Genomic DNA, 15,201 nt, shown 5'->3' on the forward strand with positions numbered 1-15,201 from the left:
CATCCGGGGCCGCATTGACTTCCCACGGTCGTGGCTTGAAGCTCGGAGCCATGGATAGCGGTGTTGCCTTGGTGTGCCGCCGGCACATCGATCTCGGCCGCCGGGCCGGCGGCGCCTGTCGGCCTTGCTGAACGCCGTTTTTCCTGTCTCCGAACAAAAACCGTACCCGGGAGAAATCCGTGTCGATTTCCACCACGGGCGTGCCCTCGCGCGCCGATCCGGCGGCGTCGGCTCCGGTGCCCCGTCCGGTCCGGCGGCGGCTGCCGTCGCCGCGCCGCTGGATCAGTCCCGTCGTGCTGCTCGTGGCATGGCAGATCGCCAGCTCGACGGGTGTCCTGCCACCGGAAAAGCTCAGCTCGCCGTGGACGGTCCTGCAGGCCGGCTTCGCATCCGCGAGCAGCGGGGAACTCGGCACCGCGTTCCTGGTCTCCCTCGGCCGCGTCGGTGCCGGATTCGTCCTCGGTGCCGCGGCGGGCATCCTCCTCGGTGTCCTTTCCGGACTGTCGCGCTGGGGCGAGGCACTGGTCGACCCGCCGGTGCAGATGCTGCGCACCCTGCCCTTCCTCGGGCTGATCCCGTTGTTCATCCTGTGGTTCGGGATCGGTGAGGAGACGAAGATCCTGCTTGTCGCGCTCGGCGTGGCGTTCCCGCTCTACCTGAACGTCCACTCGGGAATCCGCGGCGCCGACGAACGGCTGGTCGAAGCGACCCGGGCGCTCGGTTTCACCCGCGGGGAACGGCTGTGGCACGTGGTCGTGCCCGGAGCGCTGCCGCAGACCCTGGTCGGGCTACGGCAGTCGCTCGGTGTGGCCTGGCTGGCGCTGATCGTGGGGGAGACGGTGAACGCGGACGCCGGGATCGGCTACTTGATCACCAACGCTCGCGATTTCCTGCGCACCGACGTGGTGGTGGTCGGGCTCGTGGTCTACGCGGTGCTCGGCCTGGCCACCGACGCGCTGGTGCGCTTGCTGGAACGGAGGACCCTGCGATGGCGGAACCAGTGACCACGGTTTCCGGGCTGACCAAGCGGTTCGGTGACCGCGCCGTGCTGAACGGGGTGGACCTGAGCATCGAACGCGGTGAGTTCGTGGCCCTGCTCGGCCGCAGCGGCTCGGGCAAATCGACGTTGCTGCGGGTGCTCGCCGGACTGGACACCGAAATCGAGGGCAAGTCCGAAGTGGACGGTACGGTTTCGGTCGCGTTCCAGCAGCCGCGCCTGCTGCCGTGGCGGAAGGTGTGGCGCAACATCGTGCTCGGCCTGCGCCGCGGTGGGGAGAACCGCTCACGCGACCGTGCGCTCGCCGAACAGGCACTGAGCGAGGTGCAGCTGGCCGAGCACGCCGACGCGTGGCCGCTGACCCTCTCCGGCGGGGAGGCCCAGCGGGTCTCGCTCGCCCGCGCATTGGTGCGTGAGCCCGACCTGCTGCTGCTCGACGAGCCGTTCGGGGCGCTCGACGCACTGACCCGGCTCGCCATGCACCGGCTCGTCGAGGACCTCTGGCGCACGCACCGGCCCGCCGTCCTGCTGGTGACCCACGACGTGGACGAGGCGCTGGTGCTGGCCGACCGGATCCTGGTGCTGGGCGACGGGCATATCGTCGCGCGGCACCTGCTGGATCATCCGCGGCCGCGCGCCGCCGCCGACCACGCCGACGTGCGCCGCCGCGTCCTGGCCGATTTGGGAGTGACCGAAAGTGCACCTGCGTAGCACACTGGCCGTGCTGGCCGCCGCCTCGCTGCTGGGCGGACTCGCCGCCTGCTCGTCGTCGGGCGCCGCCACCGGGCCGGCGCCCGTGCCCGCCGCCGTTTCCCCCGCCGAGCTGGCGAAGGTCACGCTCCGGGTGGGCGATCAGAAAGGCGGGGTGAAGTCGTTGCTCACCGCGGCCAAGGCGCTGGGCGACGTGCCGTACCGGATCGAATGGTCCACCTTCACCTCGGGCCCGCCGCTGCTGGAAGCGGCGTCCGCCGGCGCGATCGATCTCGGTCGGGTCGGCAACACGCCGCCGATCTTCGCCGCGGCCGCGAAGGCGAAGATCTCCGTGGTGAGCGTGGCCAAGAGCAACGTCGAGCGGGAAACCATCCTGGTGCCGCCGGATTCCCCGCTGCGGGACGTCGGATCGTTGCGGGGCAAGACGATCGCCGTCGCGAAGGGTAGCTCGGCGCACGGCCAGCTGCTCAACACGCTGAAGAAGGCCGGACTGTCCACGAAGGACGTCAAGCTGTCGTTCCTGCAGCCGTCGGAGGCGTACGCGGCGTTCACCCAGCACGAGGTGGACGCGTGGTCGATCTGGGATCCCTATACCGCCCAAGCACAACTCGACGCGCATGCGCGGGTGCTGGCCGACGGCCGAGGCAGCTCCAACGGCCTGGCCTTCGAGACGGCCGGGAGAAGCGCGCTCGCCGATCCGGGCAAGAACACCGCGATCAAGGACTTCGTGCAACGCGTGGTGAAGGCGCAGGTGTGGGCGAACACGCACCACGACGAGTGGGCACGGGCGTGGGCGGCGGAGACCGGGCTGAAGCCCGCTGTCGCGCAGAAGACCGTAGCCGCGGGCCGCGACGTGCCCGCACCGCTGGACGATGCGGTGATCGCCTCGGAGCAGCAGCTGGCCGACGCGTTCACCGAGGAGGGCACGCTGCCCGGGAAGGTGGACTTCTCGGCGTTCGCCGATCGCCGTTACGGACCCGAGATCGAGGCCGTGAGGAGGAACGGATGAGCCTGAAACTGCACTGGTTCCTGCCGACCACCGGGGACGGCCGGACCATCGTGGAACGCTTCCACGCCAAGAAATCGCTCGGGCCGAGTGCACAGCGGACCGCGGACCTGGACTACCTCGCACAGGTCGCCCGGGCAGCCGAGTACCAGGGTTTCGAGGGTGTGCTGACGCCGACCGGCACCTGGTGCGAGGACGCGTGGCTGACCACCGCGGCACTGATCCGTGAGACGTCGAGACTGAAGTTCCTGATCGCGTTCCGGCCCGGGGTCGTCTCGCCGACGCTGGCCGCGCAGATGGCTGGCACCTTCCAGCGGCTGTCCGCGGGCCGGGCGCTGCTGAACATCGTCACCGGCGGGGACGCGGTCGAGCAACGCCGGTTCGGCGACTGGCACGACCACGACGAACGGTATGCGCGGACCGACGAATTCCTGTCCATCGTGCGCGGAGTGTGGTCGGGCAAGCCCTTCGACTTCACCGGAAACCACCTGCGGGTGGAAGGAGCGACGACGCTGGCCCAGCCGGATCCGGTGCCGCCGCTGTATTTCGGCGGCTCGTCGCCCGCCGCGCTCCCCGTTGCGGCCCGGCACGCGGACGTGTACCTCACCTGGGGTGAGCCACCCGCGCAGGTCGCCGAAAAGATCGCCAGGGTGCGCGAGCTGGCCGAGGCCAACGGGCGCACCGTCCGGTTCGGGGTGCGGCTGCACACGATCGCCCGCGACAGCTCGGCCGAGGCCTGGGCGGAGGCGCAGAAGCTGCTGGACGCGCTGAGCCCGGAGCAGATCACCCAGGCGCAGGCGACCCTCGCGGCGAGCGAGTCGGTCGGCCAGCGCCGGATGGTCGCGCTGCACGGCGGGCGGAGCGCCACCTCCGCGCGACAGCTGGAAATCCACCCGCACCTGTGGGCGGGTATCGGCCTGGTGCGCGGCGGCGCGGGCACCGCGCTGGTCGGCAGTCACGCGGAGATCGCGGACCTGATCGAGGAGTACCACGCTGCCGGGATCAGCGAGTTCGTGCTGTCCGGATACCCGCATCTGGAGGAGGCGTACTGGTTCGGCGAGGGAGTCCGCCCGGAGCTGGCCCGGCGGGGCCTGCTGGCCGGCGTTCCGGCGGCGCCCTCGCTCGCGGTCGCGGAACAGACGGTGGCGGCGCAGTAGCCACCGCGAGGACCACACTGGAGTGCGGGAAGGAGGGCACGGCGGTCGCGGTCGGAAGGGCCCGGCGTACCAGCGTTTAGCTTAGGCTAACCTAGTGGCGTGCGCCGCGTCCGGCTGCGGAGCCGGGAGAAAGGTCCGTCGTCATCGTGAAGAAGAAACCCGCCCTCCTCGGCGCCTTGTCCGCCGCCGTGCTGCTGCTGAGTGCCTGCTCGAGCGGATCGGACACCCCGGAATCCGGCGGCAGCCCGAACACGGCGTCGAACAGCTCCGCGTACCCGGTGACCGTGCCGACGAAATTCGGTGACGTGACCGTGGAGAAGAAGCCCGAACGCGTCGTCGCGCTCGGCTGGGGTGACGCGGAGACAGCGCTGGAACTGGGCGTCCAGCCGGTCGGCGCATCCGACTGGCTGCAGTTCGGCGGCACCGGTGTGGGCCCGTGGGACGCCGGGAAGTACCAGAACCCACCGGAGATCATCCAGACCCAGGACCCCAGCTACGAGAAGATCGCCGCGCTGCGGCCGGACCTGATCCTCGACGTGCGCGGCTCCGGTGACCAGCGACGGCACGATCTGCTGGCCAAGATCGCTCCCACGGTCGGGATCCCGGCCGGAGCGGAGAACTACCTCACCTCCACCGAACAGGAGACCACCACCATCGCCGCAGCCCTGGGCGTCAAGAAGCAGGGGGAGGAGCTGCTGGCCCAGGTGGACAAGGCCTTCTCCGCGGCGGCCGAGGCGCACCCGGGGTGGAAGGGCAAATCCGTGACGGTCGCGACCCGCACGTCCGAGGGCTGGGGCGCCTACACCGAGGGCGACGTGCGGCTCGGCTTCCTGCAGAAGCTGGGCTTCCAGCAGTCCCCGGCCATCGCGAAGCTCAAGCCGAACTCGGGCGGTTTCTCGGCCTCGATCTCCGGCGAGCAGCTCGGTCTCCTCGACGCGGACCTGCTCGTCGCGTTCCCGATCTTCATCGACCGCAAGCAGATCGCCGACGAACCCCAGTGGAAGCTGATTCCCGCGGTGAAGGACGGCCGTTCCGTCGTGATCGACGGCGAGCTGTCGAACGCGTTCTCCGCCGGTACGCCGGGTGCGCAGCGCTACGCGCTCGAAAAGCTCGTGCCGCTCATGGAGAAGACCGGCCTCAAGTAGCCGCTCAGCTTTCGGAGATCGTCCGCGACAGCGCGAGCGCGACCGTGCGGACGGCCGGGGCGACCCGTTCCGTGCGCATCCGCGTCGCCCAGCCGGAAATGGACACCGCGGCGACGGCGAGCCCGTTCGCGTCCACGAGGGGGCTCGCCGCGCAGACCACGCCGACGCCGGATTCCTCGCGTTCGAGGGCGATGCCGTCGTCGCGGATACGGGCCAGCTGGCGGCGCAGCAGACCGGGCGCGGTGATCGTGCGGCTGCTCACCCGGGGCAGTCCGGCCTCGATCACGCGCGTCACCACGTCGGCGGGGGAGCGGGACAGGATGGCCTTCCCGACTCCGGTGGCGTGCGCCGGGAACCGGCCGCCGATCCGGGACGGCAGGTCCGGCGCGTCCGGTCCGCGCAGCACGTCCAGGTACACCACCTCGGTGCCTTCCAGCACGGCGAGGTGCACGGTGTTGCGCGTGGCTTCCCGCAGATCGGCCAGGTAGGGCCGCGCGGCCTCGACCAGCCCGCGACGGCGCACGGCCAGCTGGCCGATCTCGAACAGCCGCAACCCGAGCCGCACCGAAGTGCCGTCACGTTCCAGCAGCCCGGTGTCCGCGAGATGCCCGGCCAACCGGTGCACGGTCGTCTTCGCCAGTCCGGTGCGCCGCGCCAGCTCCGACACGCCCAGCACGTCGTCGCCCGGCCGGAAGGCGTCGAGCAGTGCGGCGATGCGTGCCGCGACGAGTCCGTCGGCCGGCTGATCGTTCCGCCCAGTGGTACGCATGTGTTGAGTGTGCCCCATCCCGGCGAGGACGGTGCAGGCATGGCGGAACGCAAGGTGACGGCCGCGATCGTCGGCCCGGGCAACATCGGTACGGATCTGCTCGCCAAGTTACGGCGCAGCGAGCACGTCGAAGTGCGCTACATGGTCGGGGTCGACCCGGCCTCGGACGGGCTCGCCCGTGCCGCGGAACTCGGGCTGGAGACCTCGGCCGAGGGCGTGGACTGGCTGCTTTCCCGCGCCGAACCACCGCAGCTGGTGTTCGAGGCGACATCGGCGAAAGCGCATCTGGCCAACGCCCCGCGCTACGCCGACGCCGGGATCCGCGCGATCGACCTGACGCCGGCCGCGATCGGCCCGTTCACCTGTCCCGCGGTGAACCCGCCGGACCGCCTCGGTGCCCGCAACGTCAACCTGATCACCTGCGGTGGACAGGCCACCATTCCGATCGTGCACGCGGTGTCGCGGGTGACGCCGGTGCCGTACGCGGAGATCGTGGCGTCGGTGTCGTCGCGCTCGGCGGGGCCCGGCACCCGCGCGAACATCGACGAGTTCACGGTGACCACCGCGCGCGGCATCGAACAGGTCGGCGGCGCGGAGAAGGGGCGCGCGATCATCATCATCAATCCGATGGATCCGCCGATGATCATGCGGGACACCGTGTTCTGCGCGGTCGATCCGGACACCGACTTCGCCGCGGTGACCGAGTCGATCCAGCGGATGGTCGGCGAAGTGCAGCGGTACGTACCGGGGTACCGGCTCAAGGCCGAACCGCAGTTCGACCCGCCGCGCCCGGACTGGGGTGGCCGCGCCCGCGTCGGCGTGTTCCTCGAGGTCGCCGGCAACGGTGACTACCTGCCCACCTACGCGGGCAACCTCGACATCATGACCGCGGCCGCGGCCAGGGTCGGGGATCTCTTCGCCGCACAGGAGGTGGCCGCGTGAACAGCGAAGTCCGGCTCGTCGACACGACGCTGCGCGACGGCAGCCACGCGATGGCCCACCAGTTCACCGAACGGCAGGTGCGCGACACCGTCCGCGCGCTCGACGACGCCGGGATCTCGCTGATCGAGGTGACCCACGGCGACGGCCTCGGCGGCTCCACCTTCAACTACGGCTTTTCCCTGGTGGACGAACGGGATCTGATCGCCGCCGCGGTGGACGAGGCGACCCGCGCCACGATCGCCGTTCTTCTGCTGCCGGGGCTCGGCACGGTCACCGACCTGCGTGCGGCGGCCGACCTCGGCGCCGGCGCGGTCCGGATCGCCACGCACTGCACCGAAGCGGACGTGTCCATCCAGCACTTCGGCGCCGCCCGCGATCTCGGCCTGGAAACGGTCGGCTTCCTGATGCTGTCGCACATGTCCACTCCGGAGGACCTGGCGAAACAGGGCCGCATCATGGTCGATGCCGGCTGCCAGTGCGTGTACGTGGTGGACTCGGCCGGTGCGCTGATCCTGGAGGAGGCCGCCGACCGCGTCGCCGCGCTGGTCGCGGAATTCGGGGACGAGGCCCAGGTCGGGTACCACGGGCACCAGAACCTCAGCTTCGGCGTCGCCAACTCGGTGCTCGCCCACCGCGCCGGTGCCCGGCAGATCGACGGCTCGCTCACCGCACTCGGGGCCGGGGCCGGGAATTCGCCCACCGAAGTGCTGGCGGCGACCTTCGACCGGCTCGGCGTCAAGACCGGGGTGGACAAGGACGTGCTGATGGACGCTGCGGAGAACGTGGTGAAGAAGTACCTGACGCGGCTGCCGGTGATGGACCGGTCGTCGATCGTGCAGGGCTACGCCGGGGTGTACTCGAGCTTCCTGCTGCACGCCGAACGCGCGGCCGAGCGCTATGGCGTGCCGGCGCACGAAATCCTGTACCGGGTGGGTGCCGAACGCTACGTCGGCGGGCAGGAGGACATGATCATCGACATCGCCCTGCGGCTGCGGGAAGAGCAGGCCGCGACGCGGTGAGTTCAGGAACCGAGGGCGTCCGCGCCGAGCACCAGCCGTACGCAGTGCTCGACCAGGCGTTCGCGGGACACCCGCAGCGTGCCGTCGAGGTAGGCGATGAACACGTTGCTCAGCGCGCCGACGAGGCCGATCGACACCAGCTGCCGGCTGGTCTCGTCGCCGCGCGAGAGCTGCTCCCCGACGAGCGCGGCGAACGCGGGCAGCAGATGGCGTCCGCGATGGGTGAGCGCGGGATCGGTCAGCGGCGCGAGCAGCAGCACGCGGCCGAGCCGCCGGTCTTCGAGCACCAGCTCGACGAACGCGGTCACCGCGTGCTCGGCCCGCCGCCGCGGTTCCGCCACGTCGAGCACGGCGTCGACGAGGACTTGCCGGGCGCGCTCGCCGGCATGCTCGTAGACAGCGGCGACGAGTTCTTCGCGGTCGGAAAAGCTCTCGTAGAAGTACCGTTCGGTGAGCTTCGCGCGGCGGCACACCGCGCGGACGCTCACCGCCGCGGATCCGTCCGCGCCGAGCAGCTCGAGACCGGCGCCGATGAGCTGGGCGCGCCGCTGCGCGCGACGGTCCTCCAGCGTGGTGCCCGCCCACGTGCGGCCCGGCATCTCCGCTCCTCACTGTCGATTCGGCGCTGTCGATCACTTGCTTCCGGTCCCGCCATGTTGACCACGGCTGTTGTCACATCCTAACCTGACAACAGCCGTAGTCAGTTCGCCGATCCGCCGAGGAGCCGCGATGACCGGGGAGACTCCCGAGCCGCTGGGCCCGGATTCGCTGACCTGGAAGTACTTCGGCGACTGGCGTGGACTGCTGATCGCGCTGTGGGCCGGTTCGATGCAGAACATGCATCCCGGCCTCGGCGCCGGCGTCGAACAGCATTCCCGGTTCTTCGCCGAACGCTGGCAGCGGCTGTTCCGCTCGCTCTACCCGATCGGCGGCGTGGTCTACGACGGGCCGGGTGCCGCGCACACCGCACTGGAGGTGCGGGGCTACCACGACCGGATCAAGGGCGTCGACGCGCAGGGCCGCCGCTACCACGCGCTCGACCCGGAGACGTTCTACTGGGCCCATGCCACGTTCTTCGTCAGCACGATCTTGATCGCCGACCACTTCATGGGCGGGATCGGGGAGCCGGAGAAGCGGAGGCTGTTCGAGGAGCACGTGCGCTGGTGGCGGATGTACCGGATGACGATGCGTCCGGTGCCGGAGTCCTGGGAGGACTTCCAGCGCTACTGGAAGCACATGTGCGCCGAGGTGTTGGAGGACAACAAGGCCACCAGGGACGTGCTCGATCTGCGCGGGATCGCGAAGCCGCCGTTCCTCCCGTGGCTGCCGGATCCGTTGTGGCGTCCGGCCGCGGCGCTGATCGCGCGTGGATTCGTCTGGCTCACCGTGGGGCTGTACGACCCGGAAGTGCGCGAACTGCTGGGCTACCGCTGGTCGGCCCGTGACGAGCGGGTGCACCGCCGGGCGGGGAAGCTGATCGACGCGGTGTTCGGGCTCGTCCCGCACGACCGCCGCTACCATCCGCGGGCCCGGGCAGGCTGGCGCCGTGCGCGTGGCGTGCGGGCCACGGACGCGCCGCTGGTCGAGACTCCACGGAGGAACCTGCCGCCGCTCGCCGAGCGCGGCAAGCCGGAGCACTACTGCCCGGAGGTGCCGTGAAGCACTCTGGTTCCCTCGAAGGAACCTGCACGGACTTCGGGACACACCACAGGAGGGTTGCATGAAGCTGGGCTTTCACCTCGGGTACTGGGGCAGCGGGCCGATTCCGGGCGCGCTGGAGGCGGTGCTCGAGGCCGAGGCGCTCGGGTTCGATTCGGTCTGGTCGGCCGAGGCCTACGGTTCGGACGCGTTCACGCCGCTGGCCTGGGTGGGTTCCTCGACCAGCAGGGTCAAGCTGGGCACCAACATCGTGCAGATGTCGGCGCGCACGCCGACCGCGACCGCGATGAGCGCGCTGACCATGGACCACCTTTCCGGCGGCCGGTTCGTGCTCGGGCTGGGCGCGTCCGGCCCGCAGGTGGTGGAAGGCTGGTACGGGCAGCCGTACCCGAAACCGCTGGCGCGCACGCGGGAGTACGTCGAGGTGATCCGCAAGGTCCTCGCCCGCGAGGAACCGGTGACGCTGGACGGGCAGTTCTTCCAGCTCCCGTTGCGGGGCGGGGCCGGGCTCGGCAAGCCGCTCAAGCCGACCGTGCACCCGCTGCGTGCCGATCTGCCGATCTACCTCGCCGCGGAGGGCCCGAAGAACGTCGCGCTGGCCGCCGAGATCTGCGATGGGTGGCTGCCGCTGTTCTTCTCGCCCAAGGCCGACGGGTTCTACCGCGCGGCACTGGAAGAGGGTTTCGCGCGGGAAGGCGCGCGGCGCGGTCTCGCCGATTTCGAGGTGGCCGCGTCGGTGCCGGTCATCGTGCACGAGGACGTCGAGGAGGCGGCTAGCTGGATCAAACCCGCGCTGGCGCTTTACATCGGCGGAATGGGGGCGAAGGCGGTGAATTTCCACCACGACGTGTTCGCGCGGCTCGGCTACGGCGACGTGGCCGACCAGGTGCAGGAGCTCTACCTCGCCGGCCGCAAGGAGGACGCGGTGGCCGCGATCCCGACGTCGCTGGTGGAGGACACCTCGCTGATCGGCCCGCCGGAGAAGATCCGCGAAGAGCTGGCCGCCTGGGAGGACACCGTGGTGACCACGTTGCTGCTGCGCGGCGACGCCGGTTCACTCGCCAAGGCCGCCGACGCACTCTCGTGAGGGCGGACGGGCCGGTACCGAAGGTGCCGGACGACGGTGGCACGATTCGTCGGTGACCCCTAGCGGTCACCGGCGGAGATGGGCCAGGCATGGCGTCCGCCGGACCGCCCTTCCAGGAGGACCCTTGGCGACGCTGTCCCGCCGGACGACTTCCCGCTACTCGCTCGGCTCGTTCGTCACCGGGGCGTTCGGCACCGTCCCCGGGCTGCTCCTGCTGCCCTACCTCACCGACACGATGGCGGTGCCGGCCGCCGCGGCCGGGATCATCGTGTTCGTGCCCAAGGCGTGGGACGTGGTGTTCAACCCGATCGCCGGCCGGCTCTCGGACGCCGACCTCGTGCGCACCGGCAGCAGGCGGCGGTATCTGCTGCGGGGCGGGATCGGCGTCGCCATCCTGTTCGCGGCGCTGTTCGCGCACCCCGGCTTCGGCAAACCGGTGCTGGACGCGGCCTACGTCGTGGTCGTGTTCTTCCTGTGCGCCACGGCGTACGCCTTCTTCCAGGTGCCGTTCAACGCGTTGCCCGCCGAGCTGACCGACTCCGCGGACGAGCGGACGCGGCTGACCAGTGTGCGGATCGGCGTGCTGGCGGTGGCGATCCTGATCTCCGGCGGTGGTGCCCCGGCGATCACCGATGTGCTCGACGGGGTGGCCGGCTACCGGGTGATGGGGCTCGTGATGGCCGTGATCATCCTGCTCGCCACCCTCGGCGTCTACTACGGCCTGCGCGGCGCCCCGGTCGGCTCGCTGCGTCCGAACACCGTCCGGACGAGGGAGCTGGCCCGCACCATCGCGCGGTGGCGGCCGTTCCGGTGGCTGCTGGGGGTCTACTTCATCCAGGCGCTGGGCATCGGCACGGTGCTGGCCGCGATCCCGTACTTCGCCCAGCACGTGCTCGGCGATCCCGGCTACCGCACGGTGATCTTCGTGGCGTTCGTCGGGCCGGCGCTGATCACCATGCCGCTGTGGCCGCGGGTGGGTGCGCGCTGGGGCAAGCTCGCCGGGTTCCGGATCGCGACCGCGGCGTTCTTCGCCGGCCTCGTCGCGATGTTCTTCGCCCACGACCTGCCGCTGGCGATCACCCTGGTGTTCGTCGCGCTGGCCGGCGTCGGCTACGCGGGGATCTCGGTGTTCCCGCTGGCGATCCTGCCGGACCTGATCACCGACGAGGAGGAGCGGACCGGGGAGACCCGCGCGGGCATCACGGCCGGGGTGTGGACCGCCTCCGAAACACTCGGGCTGGCACTCGGTCCTGGCCTGTTCGGGCTGGTGCTGCAGGCGGGGGACTACGTGTCGAGCACCGACGCCACCGGGGCGCAACCGGGTTCGGCGATCACCGCGATCACGATCGGTTCGTCGGTGCTGCCTGCCGTGCTGATCGTGGCGGCCATCCCGCTGCTGCGCCGTTCCGTGCTGCGGGGCCGGTCGTGACCGGCGTACTGGCGCGGCTGCGTGAACTGCGCGCAGGCGACCTGCCCACCCACGGCGGGCGCACCCTCGCCTACGTGTACGACAGCGGTCTGTCCGAAGTGGACGAGGTCGCGGCGGCCGCGCACGCGCTGGCGAGTTCCGCCAACGGACTGGATCCGACCGCGTTCCCGAGCCTGCTGCGGATGGAGAACGACCTCGTCGCGTGTGCGTCGAAGCTGCTCGGCGGCACCGCGGAGACGGTCGGCGCGATCACCTCGGGCGGCACAGAGTCGTGCCTGCTGGCGGTGCTCGCCGCGCGGGACGCCCGGCCGGAGGTCGGCTCGCCGTCGATCGTGCTGCCGGAAACCGCGCACGCCGCGTTTCACAAAGCGGCGCACCTGTTCGGTCTGCGGAAAGTCGTGGTGCCGGTGGATCCGGAGACGTTTCGGGCCGTGCCGTCGGCGATGGCGGACGCGATCGACGAGTCCACTGTGCTCATGGTGGCCAGCGCACCCTCCTACGCACACGGCGTGGTGGACCCGATCCCGGAGATCGCCGCGGCCGCCGCGTCGGCCGGGGTCCGGATGCACGTCGACGCGTGCATCGGCGGCTGGGTGCTGCCGTACTTCGCGAAGCTCGGCGCGGAGGTGCCGCTTTTCGACTTCCGCGTGCCCGGCGTGACGAGCATTTCGGTGGACCTGCACAAGTACGCCTACTGCGCCAAGGGGGTTTCGGTGTTGCTGCACGCGAACGCCGAGCTGCGGCGGACGCACTACTTCGCGAGCGCTGCGTGGCCCGGCTACACGATGCTGAATCCGACCTTGCAGAGCACGCGGTCGGGCGGCCCGCTCGCCGCCGCGTGGGCCGTGGTGCACCACCTCGGCGAGGATGGCTATCTGCGGCTGGCCGAGGTGACGCGCGAGGCCGTCGGCCGGATCCGGTCCGGCGTGGCCGCGATCGACGGCTTACGCGTGCTGGGGGACCCGTCTTCGACGCTGATCGCTTTCACCGCTGAGAACGACGGATTCGACCTGTTCACCGTCGCGGATGAGATGAAGGTGCGCGGTTGGTACGTGCAGCCGCAGTTCGCGCACGGCAGCTCGCCGCTGAACCTGCACCTCACGGTCACCGCCGCGAACCACGGCAGTGAGGCGGAATTCCTCGCGGACCTGAGCGCGTCGGTCGCGGCCGCCCGCGAGGCCGGCGCGGTCCGGATCGACTCCGAGGTCGCCGCGTTCGTGGCCGCGCTCGACGCGGAAACGCTGACTGCGGACCAGTTCGCGGGTTTGCTCGCGGCCGCCGGGTTACTCGGCGACGATGGCGGTCTGCCGGAGCGGATGGCACCGATCAACGCGCTGCTGGCGACCGCGCCGGAGCCGCTGCGTGAGCGGCTGCTGGTGGAGTTCCTCGGTTCCCTGTACACGCCCTGAGACGCCTACTGATTCTCTCCGTGGAAGTACCGCTTCCCCCGCGACACCGAAGCCAGCGCGGCGACCAGCGCCATCACCGTCGCCGCGGTGAACACCGTGACGAGCCCGGAATGAAACGGCCCGGAGATCAGCCGGGGGAAGAACTCCTTGCCGGTCAACGCGGCAGCGTCACCGGGGGAGAGCCGGGCGAGCACGTCCGGGCCGAGCAGGTGCGCGACCGGGTTGCTGCCGAGGAACGCCGCGAACAGGGTACTCACCGGAGGCAGCTGCGCGACCTGCGCGGCCACGTCCGCGGGAACGCCGTGCGCCTGCAGGCCGCTGCTGAGCGTCTGCGGCAGGGAACCGGCCAGCCCGGCGATCATCAGCGAGAAGAACACCCCGATGGACAGCGACGTGCCGGAGTTCTGGAACGTGGAGCGCATTCCGGAGGCCACGCCCCGCTGGTGGTCGCCGACGCTGCTCATGATCGCCGAGGTGTTGGGTGCGGAGAACATGCCCTGGCCGAGCCCGCTGAGCACGAGCAGCGCCGCGAACGCCGGATAGCTGAAGTCGACCGGCAGCGCGAGCAGCCCGAGGAACGCGCCGGCGACCAGGACCAGCCCGCCGGTCGAGAAGAGCCGTGCGCCGAACCGGTCGGACAGGTACCCGGAGACCGGCCCGGCGATGAGGAAGCCCACGGTGAGCGGCAGCAGGTAGATCCCGGCCCACAGCGGCGTCTTCTCGTAGTCGTAGCCGTGCAGGGGCAGCCAGATGCCCTGCAGCCAGATGATGAGCATGAACTGCAGGCCGCCGCGCGCGATCGCGGTGAGCAGCGCGGCCAGGTTGCCCGCGGTGAACGCGCGGACCCGGAACAGCGACAGCTGGAACATCGGCGCGGCGACCTTGGTCTCGAGCACGCAGAACGCCACCAGGAGCAGCACTCCCGCACCGATCCCGCCGAGCACCCAGGGGCTGCCCCAGCCGGTGGCCGCGCCGCCGTAGGGCTGGATGCCGTAGGTGATCGCGGCCAGTAGCAGCGCGGTACCGGCCGCGAAGGTGACGTTGCCGCCCCAGTCGATCTTCGCCGCGCGCGGGGTGCTGATCTCGCGCAGGCTGCGGATCGACCACACCGCCCCGAAAATGCCGAACGGGACGCTGATCCAGAAGACCGCGCGCCAGTCGATCTCGGCGAGCAGCCCGCCCGCGACCAGTCCGAGGAACTGCCCGGCCAATGCGGTGATCTGGTTGATGCCCAGCGCCATCCCGCGCTGCTCGCGGGGGAACGCGTCGGTGAGGATCGCCGCGGAGTTCGCGGTGAGCATGGCACCGCCGACGGCCTGCACCACCCGCCAACCGATCAGCCACAGCGCGCCGCCGGCCGCGTGGAACGGATCGAACGACAGGGCGACGGACGCGACGCTGAACACCACGAACCCGACGTTGTACATCTTGACCCGGCCGAACATGTCGCCCAGCCGGCCGAGGGTCACCACCAGCACCGCGGACACGAGCAGGTAGCCGAGGATCATCCACAGCAGGTAGCCGATGTTGGCCGGGGCGAGCGGATCGAGCCCGATGCCGCGGAAGATCGCGGGCAGCGAAATGATCACGATCGACCCGTCGAGCGCCGACATGAGCACGCCGAGGGTGGTGTTCGACAACGCCACCCACTTGTAGCGCCCGGTCCGGGCCGGCGCGGTCACCGGCGGCCCGGACCGCGCCGGGCAGGTTCCGCAGCCAGCCGATCCGTCACGATCGCCAACCTAGACTGGCAAACCCGGGCTGATCAACTCGCGCGAAACGGAAAAATGCCTCAGGCCACCGGCGCCCGGAAACAGGTGAGGGCCGGTGGGCCAGGTCGGCGCCGGCACTCAACCCGTCCGGGGTGGTGC

At 70.7% G+C, this 15,201-nt stretch carries 14 protein-coding genes; 11 read left to right on the top strand and 3 right to left on the bottom strand.

Annotated elements, in window-relative coordinates; all coding sequences use genetic code 11:
* Positions 1 to 179: 179 nt before the first annotated feature.
* The 5 genes from BJY18_RS04065 to BJY18_RS04085 all read left to right on the top strand — a co-directional run bounded on the left by BJY18_RS04065 (position 180) and on the right by BJY18_RS04085 (position 5,016).
* Positions 180 to 1,004, top strand: coding sequence for an ABC transporter permease (locus BJY18_RS04065; RefSeq protein ID WP_184777762.1), 825 nt, complete (start codon positions 180 to 182; stop codon positions 1,002 to 1,004).
* A complete protein-coding gene (locus BJY18_RS04070; RefSeq protein ID WP_184777763.1) occupies positions 989 to 1,708 on the top strand; it encodes an ABC transporter ATP-binding protein in 720 nt (239 codons plus the stop codon). Before BJY18_RS04065 ends, BJY18_RS04070 begins: the two co-directional genes overlap by 16 nt.
* The gene (locus tag BJY18_RS04075; protein WP_184777764.1) at positions 1,695 to 2,717 is read left to right on the top strand and encodes an ABC transporter substrate-binding protein; all 1,023 of its coding nucleotides are present in this window, start codon (positions 1,695 to 1,697) and stop codon (positions 2,715 to 2,717) included. Before BJY18_RS04070 ends, BJY18_RS04075 begins: the two co-directional genes overlap by 14 nt.
* On the top strand, positions 2,714 to 3,871 hold the full coding sequence (locus tag BJY18_RS04080; protein WP_184777766.1) for an LLM class flavin-dependent oxidoreductase: 1,158 nt from the start codon (positions 2,714 to 2,716) through the stop codon (positions 3,869 to 3,871). The genes BJY18_RS04075 and BJY18_RS04080 overlap by 4 nt, the downstream gene beginning before the upstream one ends.
* Before the next feature lie 146 nt (positions 3,872 to 4,017).
* Positions 4,018 to 5,016, top strand: coding sequence for an ABC transporter substrate-binding protein (locus BJY18_RS04085; protein ID WP_184777768.1), 999 nt, complete (start codon positions 4,018 to 4,020; stop codon positions 5,014 to 5,016).
* Between the two features lie 4 nt (positions 5,017 to 5,020).
* Here the strand turns inward: BJY18_RS04085 and BJY18_RS04090 are convergent, their stop codons facing one another.
* Positions 5,021 to 5,785 (bottom strand): IclR family transcriptional regulator, encoded by a 765-nt coding sequence (locus BJY18_RS04090; protein ID WP_184777770.1) that lies wholly within the window; start codon positions 5,783 to 5,785, stop codon positions 5,021 to 5,023.
* Positions 5,786 to 5,824: 39 nt separating this feature from the next.
* Here BJY18_RS04090 and BJY18_RS04095 point away from each other — a divergent pair, with 39 nt between their 5' ends.
* Together BJY18_RS04095 and dmpG are read left to right on the top strand one after the other, a co-directional pair.
* Positions 5,825 to 6,727, top strand: a complete 903-nt coding sequence (locus BJY18_RS04095; protein WP_184777772.1) for an acetaldehyde dehydrogenase (acetylating) — start codon at positions 5,825 to 5,827, stop codon at positions 6,725 to 6,727.
* Complete coding sequence (gene dmpG, locus BJY18_RS04100; RefSeq protein WP_184777774.1) at positions 6,724 to 7,746, top strand: 4-hydroxy-2-oxovalerate aldolase; 1,023 nt, start codon at positions 6,724 to 6,726, stop codon at positions 7,744 to 7,746. The genes BJY18_RS04095 and dmpG overlap by 4 nt, the downstream gene beginning before the upstream one ends.
* Positions 7,747 to 7,748: 2 nt before the next feature.
* Here dmpG and BJY18_RS04105 read toward each other — a convergent pair whose 3' ends face one another.
* Positions 7,749 to 8,345: a TetR/AcrR family transcriptional regulator gene (locus tag BJY18_RS04105; protein WP_184777776.1), complete on the bottom strand. Its 597-nt coding sequence runs from the start codon at positions 8,343 to 8,345 to the stop codon at positions 7,749 to 7,751.
* Between the two features lie 130 nt (positions 8,346 to 8,475).
* Here BJY18_RS04105 and BJY18_RS04110 point away from each other — a divergent pair, with 130 nt between their 5' ends.
* From BJY18_RS04110 to BJY18_RS04125, 4 genes are all read left to right on the top strand, one after another.
* Entirely contained in the window at positions 8,476 to 9,405 is a 930-nt protein-coding gene (locus BJY18_RS04110; protein WP_184777778.1) for an oxygenase MpaB family protein, read from the top strand.
* Between the two features lie 61 nt (positions 9,406 to 9,466).
* Positions 9,467 to 10,492: an LLM class F420-dependent oxidoreductase gene (locus BJY18_RS04115; RefSeq protein ID WP_184777780.1), complete on the top strand. Its 1,026-nt coding sequence runs from the start codon at positions 9,467 to 9,469 to the stop codon at positions 10,490 to 10,492.
* Positions 10,493 to 10,616: 124 nt separating this feature from the next.
* Positions 10,617 to 11,921, top strand: coding sequence for an MFS transporter (locus BJY18_RS04120; protein WP_184777782.1), 1,305 nt, complete (start codon positions 10,617 to 10,619; stop codon positions 11,919 to 11,921).
* Positions 11,918 to 13,330, top strand: a complete 1,413-nt coding sequence (locus tag BJY18_RS04125) for a pyridoxal phosphate-dependent decarboxylase family protein (protein ID WP_184777784.1) — start codon at positions 11,918 to 11,920, stop codon at positions 13,328 to 13,330. Before BJY18_RS04120 ends, BJY18_RS04125 begins: the two co-directional genes overlap by 4 nt.
* A 5-nt stretch (positions 13,331 to 13,335) precedes the next feature.
* Here BJY18_RS04125 and BJY18_RS04130 read toward each other — a convergent pair whose 3' ends face one another.
* Positions 13,336 to 15,012, bottom strand: a complete 1,677-nt coding sequence (locus tag BJY18_RS04130) for an MFS transporter (protein WP_312873732.1) — start codon at positions 15,010 to 15,012, stop codon at positions 13,336 to 13,338.
* Positions 15,013 to 15,201 lie beyond the last annotated feature (189 nt).

It is taken from the genome of Amycolatopsis jiangsuensis (assembly GCF_014204865.1).
Lineage (GTDB): Bacteria > Actinomycetota > Actinomycetes > Mycobacteriales > Pseudonocardiaceae > Amycolatopsis > Amycolatopsis jiangsuensis.